The organism is Bradyrhizobium sp. RP6 (assembly GCF_003837805.1).
Taxonomy (GTDB): Bacteria; Pseudomonadota; Alphaproteobacteria; order Rhizobiales; family Xanthobacteraceae; genus Bradyrhizobium.
The window spans coordinates 782,906-797,541 of record NZ_RQIT01000001.1; the positions used below are offsets into that span (position 1 = coordinate 782,906).

The following is a 14,636-nucleotide window of genomic DNA, read 5'->3' on the forward strand; positions in this document are numbered from 1 at the left end:
GGCGGCCATGCCCGAGACATCCTCATCCCTGCATCTGTTCGCCGACGTGCTCGCGCGCGTGCACGCTGCCTGCCGCGCGCTCGCGGCTGACGCCAGCTGGCCGGAGGGCATCGATTTCTCGCGCGTGGTGGTCGAGCCGCCGCGCGATGCCTCCCATGGCGACATGGCGACCAACGCTGCCATGGTGCTTGCGAAAGAGGCAAAGGCAAAGCCGCGCGACCTCGCCGAGCAGATCGCCGAGCGGCTCCGTGCGGACGCGCTGATCGCCAAGGTCGATGTCGCCGGCCCCGGCTTTATCAACCTGACACTGAAGCCGGCCGCCTGGGCCGAGGCGCTGCGGACCGTGCTGCGCGAAGGCGCCGATTACGGCCGCATCCTCGGCGGCTCCAAGGTCAATGTCGAATACGTCTCGGCCAATCCGACAGGGCCGATGCATGTGGGCCATTGCCGTGGTGCCGTGTTCGGCGACGCATTGGCGAGCTTGCTCCAGTTCGCCGGCCACGACGTTACGCGCGAGTACTACATCAACGATGCCGGCGCTCAGGTCGACGTGCTCGCACGTTCCGCGTTCCTGAGGTATCGCGAAGCGCTCGGCGAGGACATCGGTGCCATTCCCGAAGGACTCTATCCCGGCGACTACCTGAAGCCGGTCGGCGAGGCGCTGGCGAAGGAGCACGGCGACAAGCTACTCTCGATGAGCGAGGCCGCATGGCTGCCGACCGCGCGCGCCAAGGCGATCGCGATGATGATGGACGAGATCAAGGACGATCTCGCCGCCCTCAACATCCGCCACGACGTGTTCTTCTCCGAGCGCTCGCTGATCGAGGAGGGCAACAACAAGGTCGCCGAGACAATCGACTTCCTGCGAGCCAAGGGCGACATCTACGAAGGTCGCCTGCCGCCGCCGAAGGGCGCACCGGTTGAGGATTGGGAAGACCGCGAGCAGCTGCTGTTCAAGGCGACCGCTTACGGCGACGACGTCGATCGTCCGCTGATCAAGTCGGACAATTCCTACACCTACTTTGCCTCCGACATCGCCTACCACAAGAACAAGTTCGACCGCGGCTTCGCCGAGATGATCGACGTCTGGGGTGCCGATCATGGCGGCTATATCAAGCGCATGCAGGCGGCGGTGAAGGCGACCACCTCCGGCAAGGGTGCGCTCGATGTTAAGATCGTCCAGCTCGTGAAGCTCTTGCGCAACGGCGAGCCGGTCAAAATGTCGAAGCGGAGCGGGGACTTCGTCACCTTGCGTGAGGTGGTGGATGAGGTCGGCCAGGACGCTGTCCGCTTCATGATGCTCTACCGGAAGAACGACGCGGTGCTCGATTTCGATCTCGCCAAGGTCATGGAACAGTCGCGCGACAATCCGGTGTTCTACGTCCAGTACGGTCACGCCCGCGGCCACTCGATTTTCCGCAACGCGCGGGCCGAGATGTTCCCTGAACTGCCGGAGGATACCGGCAAGCGGATCGCCTGGCTCAGTGAGTCGGCCGTCGAGCGACTGTCGGACCCCGTCGAACTCGATCTCCTCAAGCGCCTTGCAATATTTCCGCGCATGCTCGAGGCCGCCGCCGCGGCCCACGAGCCGCACCGAATTGCCTTTTATCTCTATGATTTAGCCAGCGAATTTCACGCACTTTGGACGAAAGGGCGCGATTTGCCCTATTTACGCTTCATTATCAATAATGATGCAGATCTTACAAAGGCGCGACTGGCCATGGTCCAGGGCGTCGTCTCGGTCCTGGCATCGGGCCTCGCCATCCTCGGCGTCCATGCCCCGGACGAGATGCGGTAGTTTGGGGCGAGCTACCTAAGGGGAATTCGGGGGTAACCGGCAGAAGCCGGATCGCTTAGACTTGGTTGACAGCCTTGTGGGTCGAAAGCCGCGCCTTGGTCGAGGGGCGCGCGGCTTTCCCGAAGGGACGCATCATCACGATGGCCGAACGATATCAGGACAGACAGTTTCCTTCCGGTGGCTATGGTCGCGGTGGCGATCAGCACGAGAAGCCGGAAAATGATCCCTTGGCCGAGCTCGCCCGTCTGATCGGACAAACCGATCCGTTTGCAGCGCAGGGACGGCAGACCGTGCGACCGCCGGCAGCGCCTGCCCAGAGCTATCATGAAGACGATTATCGACAGCACGATGATCAGCAGGATCACGCCGAGCAGGCCCCGCCGCCACCCGGGCCGCCCTCATGGATGCGCCGCGCCAACGTGCAGCCGGCACCCGCGCCGGAGCCTGACTATCCCGTCTCCGTCAGCCCGGTTCATCCGTTGCATCGCTATCCGGCCAAGCCCGCCGTGCCCGAGCCTGATCCTCATCAGCCGCAGGCCTATCAGGATCGCTCTTATCAGGCTCAAGCATATCAAGATCAGGCCGACCAGCAGCACGGCCAGGCTTACCAGGATCAGGCCTATCAGGAGCCGTACGCGCAGCCCGATGCGTCGCGCTACGACGATGCGCTCTACGGCCGGCTGGAGACAGGCGAGCAGGACTATCAGCGCGATCCCGCCTATCCGGACGACCCTTACGCCTTCCAAAACGACTACCCCGACGACGCCGAACTGGAAGAGCCGAAGAAGCAACGCGGCGGCATGATGACGGTCGCGGTGATCCTGGCGCTAGCCGTGGTCGGCACCGGTGCGGCCTTCGCCTACAAGACCTATATCGGCTCGCCCCGCAGCGGCGAGCCGCCGGTCATCAAGGCCGACAACACGCCTACCAAGATCGTGCCGGCGACGACGGACTCCTCGGCCAAGGTGCCGGATCGCATGGTCAGTGATGGCACTGAAAAGATCGTGCCGCGCGAGGAGGCGCCGGTCGACGTCAACGCCAAGGCGGGCGGTCCCCGGGTCGTGTTCCCGCCGCTGAACCAGAATGCAAATCCTCCGTCGGTAGCGAGCGTCTCGCCATCGGCGGTTCCGTCGCCGAGCACTGGCCCGATCCCGAGCAACGGGACGTTGTCGAGCAATTCGCCGCGTCCGATCCGGACCGTCACCGTGAAGGGCGACCAGACCGATAGCACCACGCCGCAATCGGCTGTAGCCGTGCCGAAGCCCGTTGCTGCGCCCGCCGCGCCGCGCAATCCGCCGACCTCGGCACATGCCAGCGCCAATCAGCCGCTGTCGCTTGCGCCGCAGCCGGGATCGTCGGCCGAGCCGCCGCAGCGGATGGCCGCGACCAATCCGACGCAACTCGCGCCAACCAGCAGCGGCGGCGGCTACATCGTGCAGGTGTCCTCGCAGCAGAGCGAGGACAGCGCCGCCGCGTCCTACCGGGTGCTTCAGAGCAAGTACGGCAGCGTGCTCGGCGGCCGTTCGCCGGTGATCAAGCGGGTCGATCTGACCGACAAGGGCAAGGGAATCGTCTACCGCGCCTTCGCGGGTCCCTACGCTTCGGCCGAGGAGGCGACGCAGGCTTGCAACAGCCTGAAGTCCGCAGGCCTGTCAGCCTGCTTCGTCCAGAGGAATTAACGGCCGTTTCCTTGACCCCCTCGCGGGGCAGGGTTAATCGGCCGTTATGAGCACGCGGGCCTTCATTACCGGCGTATCCGGAACGGAACTGACCGCCGCCGAGCGGGAGTTTATCCGTGCCGAACGTCCATGGGGCTTCATCCTCTTCAAGCGCAACGTCGCGACTCCACCACAAGTTACTGCATTAGTTGCGGAATTGCGGGCGGTGGCCAATGCTCCCGATGCTGCGGTCCTGATCGATCAGGAGGGCGGACGGGTGCAGCGGCTAGGCCCGCCGCACTGGCCGGTCTATCCGCCGGGCGCTGTGTTCGCGACCTTATACGACACTGATTCGGCGCTCGGGCTCACCGCGGCGCGCCTCAGCGCCCGCCTGATCGCAGCCGATCTCGCTGATCTCGGCATCACCGTCGATTGCCTGCCGCTGGCCGATGTGCCCGTGCCGGGCGCCGATGCCGTCATCGGGAACCGGGCCTATGGCACTGAGCCGGGCAAGGTCGCGACGATCGCCCGAGCGGTCACCGAGGGCCTGGAGCAGGGCGGCGTCCTGCCGGTTCTCAAGCACATTCCCGGTCATGGCCGGGCCACTGCCGACACCCATTTCAGGCTGCCGACGGTCGACACGCCCCGGGACGAGCTGGAACGGACCGATTTCGCCGCGTTCAAGTCACTCGCGGATCTGCCGATGGCCATGACTGCACATGTTGTGTTTAGCGCCGTCGACCCCGCCCATCCGGCGACGACATCTGCGACAATGATTGCTGACGTGATTCGCGGCGCAATCGGGTTCCAGGGTTTGTTAATGAGTGATGACGTGTCGATGAACGCGCTGTCGGGGAATATCGCCGAGCGGACCCGCGCCATCTTCGCCGCCGGCTGCGACGTGGCCCTGCATTGTAACGGCAACATCGAGGAGATGCGCGACGTCGCCGGCCAGACACCTGAATTGTCGGGCAGGGGATTGGAGCGGGCGAAAGCCGCGCTCGCCGCACGCAAGCCGCCGCAGCCATTCGATCGGACGGCCGCGCGCGCGGAACTTGACGCATTGATCGCACGGGCAAACACGGCATCGGCATGACCGCAGAAATCCTATCGTTCGAAACCGGGCGGCCCGCAGAGCTCGCCGAGGGTGAGCCGGCGTTGGTGGTGGACGTCGAGGGCTATGAGGGCCCGCTCGACCTCCTGCTCGCATTGGCGCGGCAGCAGAAGGTCGATCTCGCCAAGATTTCAATCCTGGCGCTGGCCGACCAGTACCTCCACTTCATCGAGGCCGCGCGGAAGATCCGGCTCGAGCTTGCCGCCGACTACCTGGTCATGGCTGCGTGGCTCGCCTTCCTGAAGTCACGCCTGCTGCTTCCGGAGCCGCCGAGTGCGGAAGGCCCGAGCGCGGAGCAGATGGCGACGGCGCTGGCCAATCGCCTGCGCCGGCTGGAAGCCATTCGCGAAGCCGCCAATCGGCTGATGAACAGGCCGCAATTGCAGCGCGACATCTTCCCCCGCGGGGAGCCGGAGCAGATCGCCGAGATCAAGCATCCGAAATACACCGCGACGCTGTACGATCTGCTCACGGCCTACGCCGCGCAGCGCCAGTCGCGCGTGCTCGCGAGCGTGCATCTGGCCAAGCGCACGGTGTGGTCGCTTGCGGAAGCGCGCGCCACGCTGGAGCGACTGGTCGGCAGCCTCAACGAACAGGATGACTGGGGCGTGCTCGACGATTTTCTGATCCGGCATGTCGCCGATCCGACGCAGCGGGCAACGGTGTTCGCCTCGAGCTTTGCCGCCGCGCTCGAATTGGTGCGCGAAGGTCAGCTCGAATTGAACCAGAAAGAGGCGTTCGCGCCGATCTATTTCCGGAAGGGGCGTCCAAAGCCGGTCCCGGACGCAGCTCCTGCGCCTGATGCGCCGGTCGCTTAAGTGCAAGAAGGAGAATCTCCCATGGCAAGCCTGGCTGAAGTGCGGGTAGAAGAGGCCGAGCCGATGGACAACGAATCCCAGGCACGACCCGAGGAATTGCGGCTGCTGGAAGCGCTGCTGTTCGCATCGAGTGAACCGCTGGATACCGCAACGCTGGCCAAGCGCATGCCCGAGGGCGTGGACGTGAAGGCCGCGCTTCAGCAGCTTCAGGCCGATTATGCCTCGCGCGGCGTCAACCTCGTCCGCGTCGCCAACAAATGGACCTTCCGCACCGCCGGCGATCTCGCCTGGCTGATGACGCGGGAGAGCACCGAGACTCGCCGTCTGTCGCGTGCGGCGATCGAGGTGCTGGCGATCATCGCCTATCACCAGCCTGTGACACGTGCCGAGATCGAGGAGATCCGCGGTGTCGTGACTTCAAAGGGCACGCTCGACGTGCTGCTGGAGACCGGCTGGATCAAGCCGCGTGGTCGCCGCAAGACGCCCGGCCGTCCCTTGACCTTCGGAACCACCGAGGAATTCCTGTCGCAGTTCACCCTGGAACAACTGGGTGACCTGCCGGGTCTCGAAGAGCTGAAGGGAACGGGCCTGCTGGATTCGCGGCTGCCAACCGGATTTAGCGTACCGACTCCATCCGATGACCCGGCTCTGCGCGAGGACGAGGATCCGCTGGAACCGGGCGAGGACCTCGATCTTGCGCTGGCGCCTGCGGTCGAGCCCGAGACGCCGGAAGGCGGCAATGAGGGCGGCAGCGAAGGCGGCACCGAGGAGTGACGCCCGTCCATTTACGGGCCCTGCGACCGGTTAACACTAGCAAGATTGCGTAGTGCCGACAGCGAATTGGCGCCGCCTTGGTCCTTGTTTTTGAGACCTGCCACGCCTAGGTTTCGGTGAAGATCGGCCGGGTCCCGGCCATGCGCGTTTGGAGGGTTGCAGGATGGGTTCACTTAGCATTTGGCACTGGATCTTGGTGATCGCAGTGGTCCTGCTGCTGTTCGGCCGCGGCAAGATTTCGGATTTGATGGGCGACGTGGCGCAGGGCATCAAGGCGTTCAAGAAGGGCATGCAGGACGACGACAAGCCCGCCGAGAAGCCCGAGCCGGCCAAGTCGATCGAGCACAACGGTGCTTCGACCGCCGCACGGTCCGACGTCGGCAGCAAGGCCGTCTGAGCCAGAGAGCACGCGAGACACGGGCAGCGGCCCCGATCCTGCGCGCGAGGATTGGGCCGGCTCCGGCTGGCGTGAACGGAAGACCTCATGTTCGATATCGGGTGGAGTGAACTGGTCCTGATCGGGGTCGTCGCCCTGATCGCCATCGGCCCGAAAGAGCTTCCGGGCGTGCTGCGCATGGTCGGGCAATGGATGGGCAAGGCCCGCAAGATGGCCGCGGAGTTCCAGGGCCAATTTCAGGAAGCGATGCGCGAGGCCGAGATGGCCGACCTCAAGAAGAGCTTTGACGAGGTCAAGGAAGCCGCCACCGGCTTTGCCAGCAACAATCCGCTGACCTCGCTGCAGAAGGATGTCAGCGACGCGCTGCGCGTCGATGCGCTGGACAAGCCGGCAGAGACGTCGAGCGCCACGTCTGTTGAACCGCCGGCCACTCCGACCACCCCGGCAGCCCCGACGCCGGAGACCTTCGCGGAAGCCGAGGCGCATGCGGCTGCGAACGAGCCGCTCGCGATCACCCGTGAGGTCGAACTGCCAGCGGTTGCGCAGGACACCGCGCCATCCGAGGCGATCAAGGACGCCAAAGCGTCATGACCGACGCCGATATCGAGGCCAGCAAAGCCCCGCTGATGGACCATTTGATCGAGCTGCGCTCGCGGCTGATCAAGGCGCTGCTCGGCTTTGGCGTGGCCTTCATCTTCTGCTTCTTCTTCGCCAAGCAGATCTACAACGTGCTGGTCTGGCCGTTCGTGTGGGTCGCAGGGCCCGAGAACTCCAAATTCATCTACACGGCGCTGCTGGAATATTTCATCACACAGCTGAAGCTCGCACTGTTCGGCGCCGGCTTCATCTCGTTCCCGATCATTGCGACGCAGATCTACAAGTTCGTCGCGCCCGGGCTCTACAAGCACGAGAAGCAGGCCTTCCTGCCGTATCTGGTCGCCACTCCGTTCTTCTTCGTGCTCGGCGCGGCGCTGGTCTATTTCGTCGTGCTGCCGATGCTGATCCGCTTCTCGCTCGGCATGCAGCAGGCCGGCAGCGACGAGACCGCGCAGATCCAATTGCTGCCCAAGGTCGGCGAATATCTGTCGCTGATGATGTCGCTGATCTTCGCCTTCGGCATCGCCTTTCAGCTTCCGGTGATCCTGACGCTGCTCGGCCGCATCGGCATCGTGACCTCCAAAATGCTGCGCGAGAAGCGTCGCTATTTCATCGTGATTGCCTTCGTCATCGCGGCCGTGCTGACGCCGCCGGACGTGCTGAGCCAGTGTTCGCTCGCGATTCCCTTGATGGCGCTCTATGAGGGCTCGATCATCGCGGTGGCGATGGTGGAGAAGAGGGTGGCGGCCGCGCAGGCCACGACCAGTACCGACGTGTCGACGCCGGCCAATCCGGCGGAGTAGGCACTTTCGCTTTATCATCGCACTGCTCAGCCGATGATTCGTCATGCCCGGGCTTGACCCGGGCATCCACGACTTGATCTAAGGCGACAGACACGTGGATGGCCGGGATGAACCCGGCCATGACGGGAAAACAGCCATGCACGACATCAAATCGATCCGCGACAATCCGCAAGCCTTCGACGCCGGCCTCGCACGGCGCGGTTTGAAGCCGATGTCGGCCTCGCTGCTGGCGATCGACGAGAGACGGCGCACGGCGATCCTCGCCTCCGAGCAGGCGCAGGCGCGGCGCAATGCGGCTTCGAAGGAGATCGGCGATGCCAAGAAGGCCAAGGACGAGGCGCGCGCCGCCAAGCTGATGGCCGAGGTCGCCGAGCTCAAGACCACGATGCCGCAGCTCGAAGCTGCCGCCAAGGCTGCCGACGAGGAACTGACGAACGAGCTGTCGGCGATCCCGAACATTCCGTTCGACGAAGTGCCTGATGGCGTCGACGAGCACGGCAACGTCCAGCACCACGTGTTCGGCAGCAAGCGCAACTATGGCTTCGCGCCAAAACTGCATGACGATCTCGGCACCGCGCTCGGCTATATGGATTTCGAGGCGGCGGCCAAACTCTCCGGCGCGCGCTTCGTCGTGCTGAAGAAGGGGCTGGCGCGGCTCGAACGCGCCATCGGCCAGTTCATGCTCGATCTTCATACGACCGAGCACGGCTATACCGAGATCAATCCGCCGCTCTTGGTGCGCAACGAGGTGATGTTCGGCACCGGGCAACTGCCGAAATTCGAGGACGACCAGTTCTGGGCGATCAAGGGCGAGCTGCTCGCCTCGCCCGACCATGAGCGATTGAAGACCGAGCGCCTCGGCCTGATCCCCACCGCCGAGGTGTCGCTCACCAATCTCGCGCGCGAGTCCATTCTCGACGAGAAGCAATTGCCGATGCGGCTCACCGCGCTGACACCGTGCTTCCGTGCCGAGGCGGGCGCGGCCGGGCGCGACACGCGCGGCATGATCCGCCAGCACCAGTTCACCAAGGTCGAGCTGGTCTCGATCACCACGCCGGAAACCAGCAAGGATGAGCTGGAGCGGATGCTGTCCTGTGCCGAGCAGGTGTTGCAGAAGCTCGACCTGCACTACCGCGTGATGACGCTCTGTGCAGGAGATATGGGCTTCTCGTCGCAAAAAACCTACGACATCGAGGTCTGGATGCCCGGACAGGGCGACGGCGGCATGTTCCGCGAGATCTCGAGCTGCTCGGTCTGCGGCGACTTCCAGGCGCGGCGCATGGATGCGCGCTCGCGCGGGCCGGACGGCAAGCCGCGCTTCGTGCACACGCTGAACGGCTCCGGCACCGCAGTCGGCCGCGCGCTGATTGCGGTGATGGAGACTTACCAGCAGGAAGATGGCTCGATCGCGGTCCCCAGCGTGCTCCAGCCCTATATGGGCGGGCTGAAGGTGATCGCGCGCGACTAAAGCGTTTCCCGCGAAGTGGGCACCGGTTCGCGTCCGAAATCGCGGCATGACGAGAATCGCGTTGCGAAGATCGGGCGGCCGGCTATCCTGCCGGCCCCTCAACGCGACCCCACCGTTCATGCCCTTGCACCGCGACATCTTCTGGATCGGCAGACAGTGGGCGGTGACAGGTGCCGGGATCCAGGCCATCGATCAGCGCCTTCGCGGCGTGCTCGACATCGAGATCGCGCGGCTCTGGGACGAGGATCGCGTGCAGAGCCGACGGGCCAAGCCCGGAGTCAATGCTGCGGATTTCGACAAGGCGCTGGCCGTGGCACGCGAACGGTTTCCGCAGGCGCCGACACCTGACCCGTTCGTCGCGCATCTGAAGGAGCTCGGGGTGACCGAGGCTCCCGTCGTGAATCCGGTTGTACCGGCGATGCAATTGCGTGCGGAGGGCGGGCTCGCACGCTTCCTGCCACAATGGCGCATTCGCCGCTAGCGGGACCAGGCCGGGAACCTGGTGCCGGAGGCCCTGATCAGCCGGTTTGCCTGATGGGCCGCGGCCGGATATGACAGGTCAAACGGCTTTTCGGAATCGACCTCGCGCATGCGCATTCTCTGCACCAATGACGACGGCATCCACGCTCCCGGCCTCAAGGTCGTGGAGGAGATCGCGCGCGCCTTGTCGGACGACGTCTGGGTGGTGGCGCCCGAACTCGACCAGTCCGGCGTGTCGCATTCGCTGTCGTTGAACGATCCCTTGCGCCTGCGCGAGGTCGGCCCGCGGCACTTTGCGGTGCGCGGCACGCCGACGGACTGCGTCATCATGGGGGCCCGTCATATCCTGGGGGCGAAGCTGCCTGATGTCGTGCTGTCCGGCGTCAACAAGGGCCGCAATGTCGCCGAGGACGTGGTCTATTCCGGCACCATCGCCGGCGCGTTGGAGGGCACCATCTTAGGGTTGCCGTCATTCGCGCTGTCGCAGGAGTTCAGCGTCGAGACCCGCGAACGGCCGCCGTGGGACACCGCGCGCAAATTCGGGCCCGACATCCTGCGCAAGGTGATCGCTGCCGGCGTTCCCAAAGACACCGTCATCAACGTCAACTTTCCGTCCTGTGCGCCGGAGGATGTGCTGGGCGTCCGCGTGACGCGCCAAGGCAAGCGCAATCTCGGCTTCCTCAAGATCGACGAGCGCAGCGATGGCCGCGGCAATCCCTATTTCTGGATCGGCTTCGAACGCACCGCGATGATGGATACGCCCGCGGACGGTACCGATCTCGCGGCGCTGCGCGAGCGCTACGTTTCCGTCACGCCGCTCAGGCTCGATCGCACCAATGAAGCGTTTTCGGAAGAGCTGAGCCGGACGCTGAAATAGGGCTAGCCGCCGCGAAGCGCGGCTTCGATGGTCTTGCCGAGTGCATCGAGCTGAAACGGCTTCTGGAGTGCCGGCCGGTCGCGGTATTGTTCGGGCAGGCCGGAAGAGCCGTAACCGGTGGCGAAGATGAACGGGCAGCCCTTCGCCATGATGACATCGGCCACCGGCGAGATGACCTTGCCATTGACGTTGACGTCCAGAATGGCCAGGTCGAACTCGGTTGATTGCGCAAGCCGCATGGCCTCGGTGATGTCGCCCGCTTCGGCGGCAACCTTGTAGCCGAGCTCCTCCAGCATATCCGCGACCATCATTCTGATCATGACCTCGTCCTCGACGAGGAAAACAGAGCGGCCCGAAAGCCCTGTCGCAGTCATAGGTGAGTCCTTGCCCATTCTCGTAAACGTTCGCAGATAACGATAGGGGACGCAATGCGCGTTTCGGCGAGCGCAAACCCGCAAATGGCTTAGCGATTGAAAGCCCGATTGTGGTCAAATGCTGCGCCGAAAGGCTACCATGAGTTCCTGAGCCGGAACAAGATTCTCGTTTAGGGTTCTTGCGGTGCAGTACGCGATCCACCAGACGAGATGAGCAACAGCAGCTATGACGTCCGATCAGCACCCGCCGGAAAAGATGATGTTTCAGCTGACGCTGAGGCGTCGGGGCATTAGCGATCAGGCCGTGCTTAGGACCATGGAGGCGGTGCCGCGCGAGCTTTTCGTCGACGAGTCCGATCGCGACGGCGCCTATCTCGACAGCGCACTGCCGATCGCCTGCGGGCAGACCATCAGCCAGCCCTTTGTGGTCGCCTACATGACCGAGCAGCTCCAGCTCCAGAAGCAGCACCGGGTCCTCGAAATCGGCACCGGCTCTGGCTATCAGGCGGCCGTATTGTCGCGCCTTTCTGGCCAGGTGCTGACAGTCGAGCGCTATCGCAAGCTCGCCGACACGGCACGCGCCCGGCTCGAAAAGCTCGATTGTCACAATGTCGAGGTGATGCTCGGCGACGGTCTCAATCTGCCTCCCAATATCGGTCCGTTCGACCGCATCATCGTCACCGCCGCGATGGAGCAGATTCCGGCGAACCTGGTCGAGCGGCTGGAGGTCGGAGGCATCCTGATCGCTCCCGTCGGCCCGCATCAGGGCGTACAGACGCTGACCCGCTTGACCCGTAGCGAAACCGGGATCGACCGCAGGGAACTCGTCGAGGTCCGCTTCGTGCCGGCACTGCCCGGCGTGGCGCGGGAGCTGTAGAATCCCGGATCGGCTGCGCCGCCAACACCTTATTGGGAGGGTTAAGGCGTTATTTACTCGACGCGTGTTTACTTAAAACACCAGTTCTGTTGCGTACGAGTGAGTAACCATGTTCGCTGTCGCCGAGTTGCTTTACTCGCGCCGCGTGCCGCAGGTCGCGGTGCTGGCGCTGATCTCCTTCAGCTTCGCAGGGTGCAGCGCCGACATGTCGTCGCGGCTGTCCCAGACGAATTTCTCCAACCCCTTCGCCTCGGAAGCCACGGGGTCGGTGCAGCAGGCACCCCCGCCGCAGCGTGAGCTGCCGCAATATGCGCGGCCGCAGACGCAGCCCGGTCATTATCAGTCGCAGCCCTTGCCGCCGCCGGCCGTGTCCGCGCCGCAATCCTACCCCGCTGCGTCCGGTGGGGGAGTCTCCGGGGGAGGGCGCGGCGTCAGCTCCTACGCGCCTCCGGCGCAGCCGCATCTCGAGACCACGGCCACCGTGCCGCCGCACTCGGTCGCGGCCGCCCAGCCGGCCGGCGGGACCAAGATCATCGTCGGCACCAGCGATACGCTCGACGTGCTCGCCAAGCGCTATCGCGTCACGCCGCAGGCTATCCTTGCCGCCAACGGCTACAAGGGCCCGCGCGCGCTCTCGCCGGGGCAGCAGCTTATCATCCCGCATCCGGCGACCGCCGCTGCGCCGGCGCCTGCGGTGGCGCCCGTTGCGGCGGCGCCCGCTGCCAAGCCGGTTGCGGCCACGACTGCGCCGTCGAGCACCCATTTCGTCAATCGCGGCGATACGCTCGCCAGCATTGCGCGGAAGAATCGAATCTCGGCGGCTGAACTCGCCCGTGCAAATGGCCTCGATCCGTCTGCCAAACTCAAGCTCGGCGCCAAGCTGACCGTGCCCGGCGCGAAGACTGCGGCCGTCGCGGCGCCGGTTGCTGCGGCGCCGGTCGGGGCTGCTCCGGTGGCCGGAATGCTCCAGCCCGTAGCGGCTGCTCCGGCGCCCGCCACCAAGATGGCCGCTGCTGCCGCGCCGGTGCAGAGTGCGCGCCTCGCTCAGGCGACGGCCAATGTCGAAGAGAAGCCCGCCGAGACCCCGCCGAAGGCCGCGGAGGCCACCGGTGCGCTGCCGACCTTCCGCTGGCCGGTCCGCGGCAAGGTGGTCACGAGCTACGGCGCCAAAACCAATGGCAAGGCCAATGATGGAATCAATCTCGCAGTGCCCGAGGGGACGCCGGTCAAGGCGGCCGAAGACGGCGTCGTCGCCTATTCCGGCAACGAGCTGAAAGGGTACGGCAATCTGGTCCTGGTTCGGCACTCCAACGGCTACGTCACCGCATATGCCCATGCGAGTGAGCTGTTGGTGAAGCGCGGCGATACCATCAAGCGCGGTCAGGTCATTGCCAAGTCGGGTCAATCCGGGGAGGTGGCGTCGCCGCAGCTCCACTTCGAGATCCGCAAGGGATCAAGCCCGGTTGACCCGCTTCAATTCCTGAATGGGGCGTGAGGCGCACCTTCGGTCGGGCACACCCTCGCCAAAAACACGCTGTCATCGTCCGCCTTGTGCGCACTTGCGCACAAGGCGGACGATGACAGTCGTGAGTGAGGTGACGGCGAGCCTTACTTCGCCGTCAGCTTCACGCCGAGCCGTCCCGCCAGCTCCTGCACGAACTGCCACGCGACGCGGCCCGAGCGCGAGCCGCGTGTCGTGGACCATTCCAGCGCCTCGCGCTCCAGCGCCTCGTCGCCGATCTTGATGGCGAAATGGCTACAATAGCCGCGTACCATGGCGAGATATTCGTCCTGGCTGCAGCGGTGAAAGCCGAGCCAGAGGCCGAAGCGATCCGACAGTGACACCTTCTCCTCGACCGCTTCGCCCGGATTGATCGCGGTCGAGCGCTCGTTCTCGATCATCTCGCGCGCCAGCAGATGGCGGCGGTTGGAGGTGGCGTAGAGGACGACGTTCTCGGGCCGGCCTTCGATGCCGCCTTCGAGCACGGCCTTGAGCGATTTGTAGGAGGCATCATTGCCGTCGAAGGAGAGGTCATCGCAGAACACGATGAAGCGGAAGGACGAGGCCCTCAGCTGCTCCATCAGCGCGGGCAGGCTCTCGATGTCCTCGCGATGGATCTCGATCAGCTTCAGCTTGTCGGCCGGTTTGCGTTCCGCGTTGATGCTGGCATGCGCCGCCTTCACCAGCGACGACTTGCCCATGCCGCGTGCGCCCCAGAGCAGGGCGTTATTGGCCGGCAGGCCGTTGGCGAAGCGCTCGGTGTTCTCCATCAGGATGTCGCGCATCCGGTCGACGCCCTTCAGCAGGAACAGCTCGACGCGGCTAACCCGCGGCACGGCCGCAAGGCGCCCGTCCGGATGCCAGACATAGGCATCCGCCCGTTCGAACGATTCGCACTCGACGGCTGGCTTGCTCTGGGCGGAGAGGTGCGCCGCGATCGTCTCCAGCGCGCGGACGATGCGCTCCTGGGAGAGGTCTGGGGCTGTGGCGATGGCTTTGGAGGCTGCCGTGGGGCGTTTTGCCGCGACGTGGGCGAGCTTCCTGGCAGGGGTGAGGGGGCCTTTGCCGGCCGGGCTTTTGTTTGGTTTTTTGGGCATGTC

At 64.9% G+C, this 14,636-nt stretch carries 15 protein-coding genes; 13 read left to right on the forward strand and 2 right to left on the reverse strand.

Annotated elements, in window-relative coordinates:
* The first annotated feature begins 7 nt into the window (after positions 1 to 7).
* From argS to surE, 11 genes are all read left to right on the forward strand, one after another.
* Positions 8 to 1,798 carry an arginine--tRNA ligase gene (argS, locus tag EHH60_RS04120; RefSeq protein ID WP_158626711.1) on the forward strand — a complete coding sequence of 597 codons (1,791 nt, stop codon included), beginning with the start codon at positions 8 to 10 and terminating at the stop codon, positions 1,796 to 1,798.
* 140 nt (positions 1,799 to 1,938) lie between these two features.
* Positions 1,939 to 3,477 (forward strand): SPOR domain-containing protein, encoded by a 1,539-nt coding sequence (locus EHH60_RS04130; RefSeq protein ID WP_124158346.1) that lies wholly within the window; start codon positions 1,939 to 1,941, stop codon positions 3,475 to 3,477.
* A gap of 46 nt (positions 3,478 to 3,523) precedes the next feature.
* Positions 3,524 to 4,552, forward strand: coding sequence for a beta-N-acetylhexosaminidase (gene nagZ / locus EHH60_RS04135; protein ID WP_124158176.1), 1,029 nt, complete (start codon positions 3,524 to 3,526; stop codon positions 4,550 to 4,552).
* Positions 4,549 to 5,388, forward strand: a complete 840-nt coding sequence (locus tag EHH60_RS04140; protein WP_028179491.1) for a segregation and condensation protein A — start codon at positions 4,549 to 4,551, stop codon at positions 5,386 to 5,388. Before nagZ ends, EHH60_RS04140 begins: the two co-directional genes overlap by 4 nt.
* 21 nt (positions 5,389 to 5,409) lie before the next feature.
* Positions 5,410 to 6,162 carry an SMC-Scp complex subunit ScpB gene (gene scpB / locus EHH60_RS04145; protein ID WP_199751280.1) on the forward strand — a complete coding sequence of 251 codons (753 nt, stop codon included), beginning with the start codon at positions 5,410 to 5,412 and terminating at the stop codon, positions 6,160 to 6,162.
* Positions 6,163 to 6,325: 163 nt separating this feature from the next.
* Positions 6,326 to 6,559, forward strand: a complete 234-nt coding sequence (locus EHH60_RS04150) for a twin-arginine translocase TatA/TatE family subunit (RefSeq protein ID WP_124158178.1) — start codon at positions 6,326 to 6,328, stop codon at positions 6,557 to 6,559.
* An 87-nt stretch (positions 6,560 to 6,646) separates the two neighbouring features.
* The gene (tatB, locus tag EHH60_RS04155) at positions 6,647 to 7,150 is read left to right on the forward strand and encodes a Sec-independent protein translocase protein TatB (protein ID WP_124158179.1); all 504 of its coding nucleotides are present in this window, start codon (positions 6,647 to 6,649) and stop codon (positions 7,148 to 7,150) included.
* Entirely contained in the window at positions 7,147 to 7,959 is an 813-nt protein-coding gene (gene tatC, locus EHH60_RS04160) for a twin-arginine translocase subunit TatC (protein WP_124158180.1), read from the forward strand. The genes tatB and tatC overlap by 4 nt, the downstream gene beginning before the upstream one ends.
* A gap of 136 nt (positions 7,960 to 8,095) precedes the next feature.
* Positions 8,096 to 9,427 carry a serine--tRNA ligase gene (serS, locus tag EHH60_RS04165; RefSeq protein WP_124158181.1) on the forward strand — a complete coding sequence of 444 codons (1,332 nt, stop codon included), beginning with the start codon at positions 8,096 to 8,098 and terminating at the stop codon, positions 9,425 to 9,427.
* A gap of 118 nt (positions 9,428 to 9,545) precedes the next feature.
* The gene (locus EHH60_RS04170) at positions 9,546 to 9,908 is read left to right on the forward strand and encodes a hypothetical protein (protein WP_124158182.1); all 363 of its coding nucleotides are present in this window, start codon (positions 9,546 to 9,548) and stop codon (positions 9,906 to 9,908) included.
* Between the two features lie 108 nt (positions 9,909 to 10,016).
* Entirely contained in the window at positions 10,017 to 10,784 is a 768-nt protein-coding gene (surE, locus tag EHH60_RS04175) for a 5'/3'-nucleotidase SurE (RefSeq protein WP_124158183.1), read from the forward strand.
* Positions 10,785 to 10,786: 2 nt separating this feature from the next.
* Here the strand turns inward: surE and EHH60_RS04180 are convergent, their stop codons facing one another.
* Positions 10,787 to 11,158 carry a response regulator gene (locus EHH60_RS04180; protein ID WP_027576223.1) on the reverse strand — a complete coding sequence of 124 codons (372 nt, stop codon included), beginning with the start codon at positions 11,156 to 11,158 and terminating at the stop codon, positions 10,787 to 10,789.
* 226 nt (positions 11,159 to 11,384) lie between these two features.
* On the opposite strand from EHH60_RS04180, the gene EHH60_RS04185 reads away from it, so the two are divergent.
* Together EHH60_RS04185 and EHH60_RS04190 are read left to right on the forward strand one after the other, a co-directional pair.
* The gene (locus EHH60_RS04185) at positions 11,385 to 12,035 is read left to right on the forward strand and encodes a protein-L-isoaspartate(D-aspartate) O-methyltransferase (RefSeq protein WP_124158184.1); all 651 of its coding nucleotides are present in this window, start codon (positions 11,385 to 11,387) and stop codon (positions 12,033 to 12,035) included.
* Between the two features lie 109 nt (positions 12,036 to 12,144).
* The gene (locus EHH60_RS04190; protein ID WP_124158185.1) at positions 12,145 to 13,530 is read left to right on the forward strand and encodes a peptidoglycan DD-metalloendopeptidase family protein; all 1,386 of its coding nucleotides are present in this window, start codon (positions 12,145 to 12,147) and stop codon (positions 13,528 to 13,530) included.
* Positions 13,531 to 13,643: 113 nt separating this feature from the next.
* On the opposite strand, the gene EHH60_RS04195 is transcribed toward EHH60_RS04190, so the two are convergent.
* Positions 13,644 to 14,633 (reverse strand): ATP-binding protein, encoded by a 990-nt coding sequence (locus EHH60_RS04195; protein ID WP_124158186.1) that lies wholly within the window; start codon positions 14,631 to 14,633, stop codon positions 13,644 to 13,646.
* Positions 14,634 to 14,636: the final 3 nt, after the last annotated feature.

Bases quoted from the DNA above. Each gene is read 5' to 3' on its own strand.
- argS (WP_158626711.1), top strand. From the start codon at position 8: ATGCCCGAGACATCCTCATCCCTGCATCTGTTCGCCGACGTGCTCGCG.
- EHH60_RS04130 (WP_124158346.1), top strand. From the start codon at position 1,939: ATGGCCGAACGATATCAGGACAGACAGTTTCCTTCCGGTGGCTATGGT.
- nagZ (WP_124158176.1), top strand. From the start codon at position 3,524: ATGAGCACGCGGGCCTTCATTACCGGCGTATCCGGAACGGAACTGACC.
- EHH60_RS04140 (WP_028179491.1), top strand. From the start codon at position 4,549: ATGACCGCAGAAATCCTATCGTTCGAAACCGGGCGGCCCGCAGAGCTC.
- scpB (WP_199751280.1), top strand. From the start codon at position 5,410: ATGGCAAGCCTGGCTGAAGTGCGGGTAGAAGAGGCCGAGCCGATGGAC.
- EHH60_RS04150 (WP_124158178.1), top strand. From the start codon at position 6,326: ATGGGTTCACTTAGCATTTGGCACTGGATCTTGGTGATCGCAGTGGTC.
- tatB (WP_124158179.1), top strand. From the start codon at position 6,647: ATGTTCGATATCGGGTGGAGTGAACTGGTCCTGATCGGGGTCGTCGCC.
- tatC (WP_124158180.1), top strand. From the start codon at position 7,147: ATGACCGACGCCGATATCGAGGCCAGCAAAGCCCCGCTGATGGACCAT.
- serS (WP_124158181.1), top strand. From the start codon at position 8,096: ATGCACGACATCAAATCGATCCGCGACAATCCGCAAGCCTTCGACGCC.
- EHH60_RS04170 (WP_124158182.1), top strand. From the start codon at position 9,546: ATGCCCTTGCACCGCGACATCTTCTGGATCGGCAGACAGTGGGCGGTG.
- surE (WP_124158183.1), top strand. From the start codon at position 10,017: ATGCGCATTCTCTGCACCAATGACGACGGCATCCACGCTCCCGGCCTC.
- EHH60_RS04180 (WP_027576223.1), bottom strand. From the start codon at position 11,158: ATGACTGCGACAGGGCTTTCGGGCCGCTCTGTTTTCCTCGTCGAGGAC.
- EHH60_RS04185 (WP_124158184.1), top strand. From the start codon at position 11,385: ATGACGTCCGATCAGCACCCGCCGGAAAAGATGATGTTTCAGCTGACG.
- EHH60_RS04190 (WP_124158185.1), top strand. From the start codon at position 12,145: ATGTTCGCTGTCGCCGAGTTGCTTTACTCGCGCCGCGTGCCGCAGGTC.
- EHH60_RS04195 (WP_124158186.1), bottom strand. From the start codon at position 14,633: ATGCCCAAAAAACCAAACAAAAGCCCGGCCGGCAAAGGCCCCCTCACC.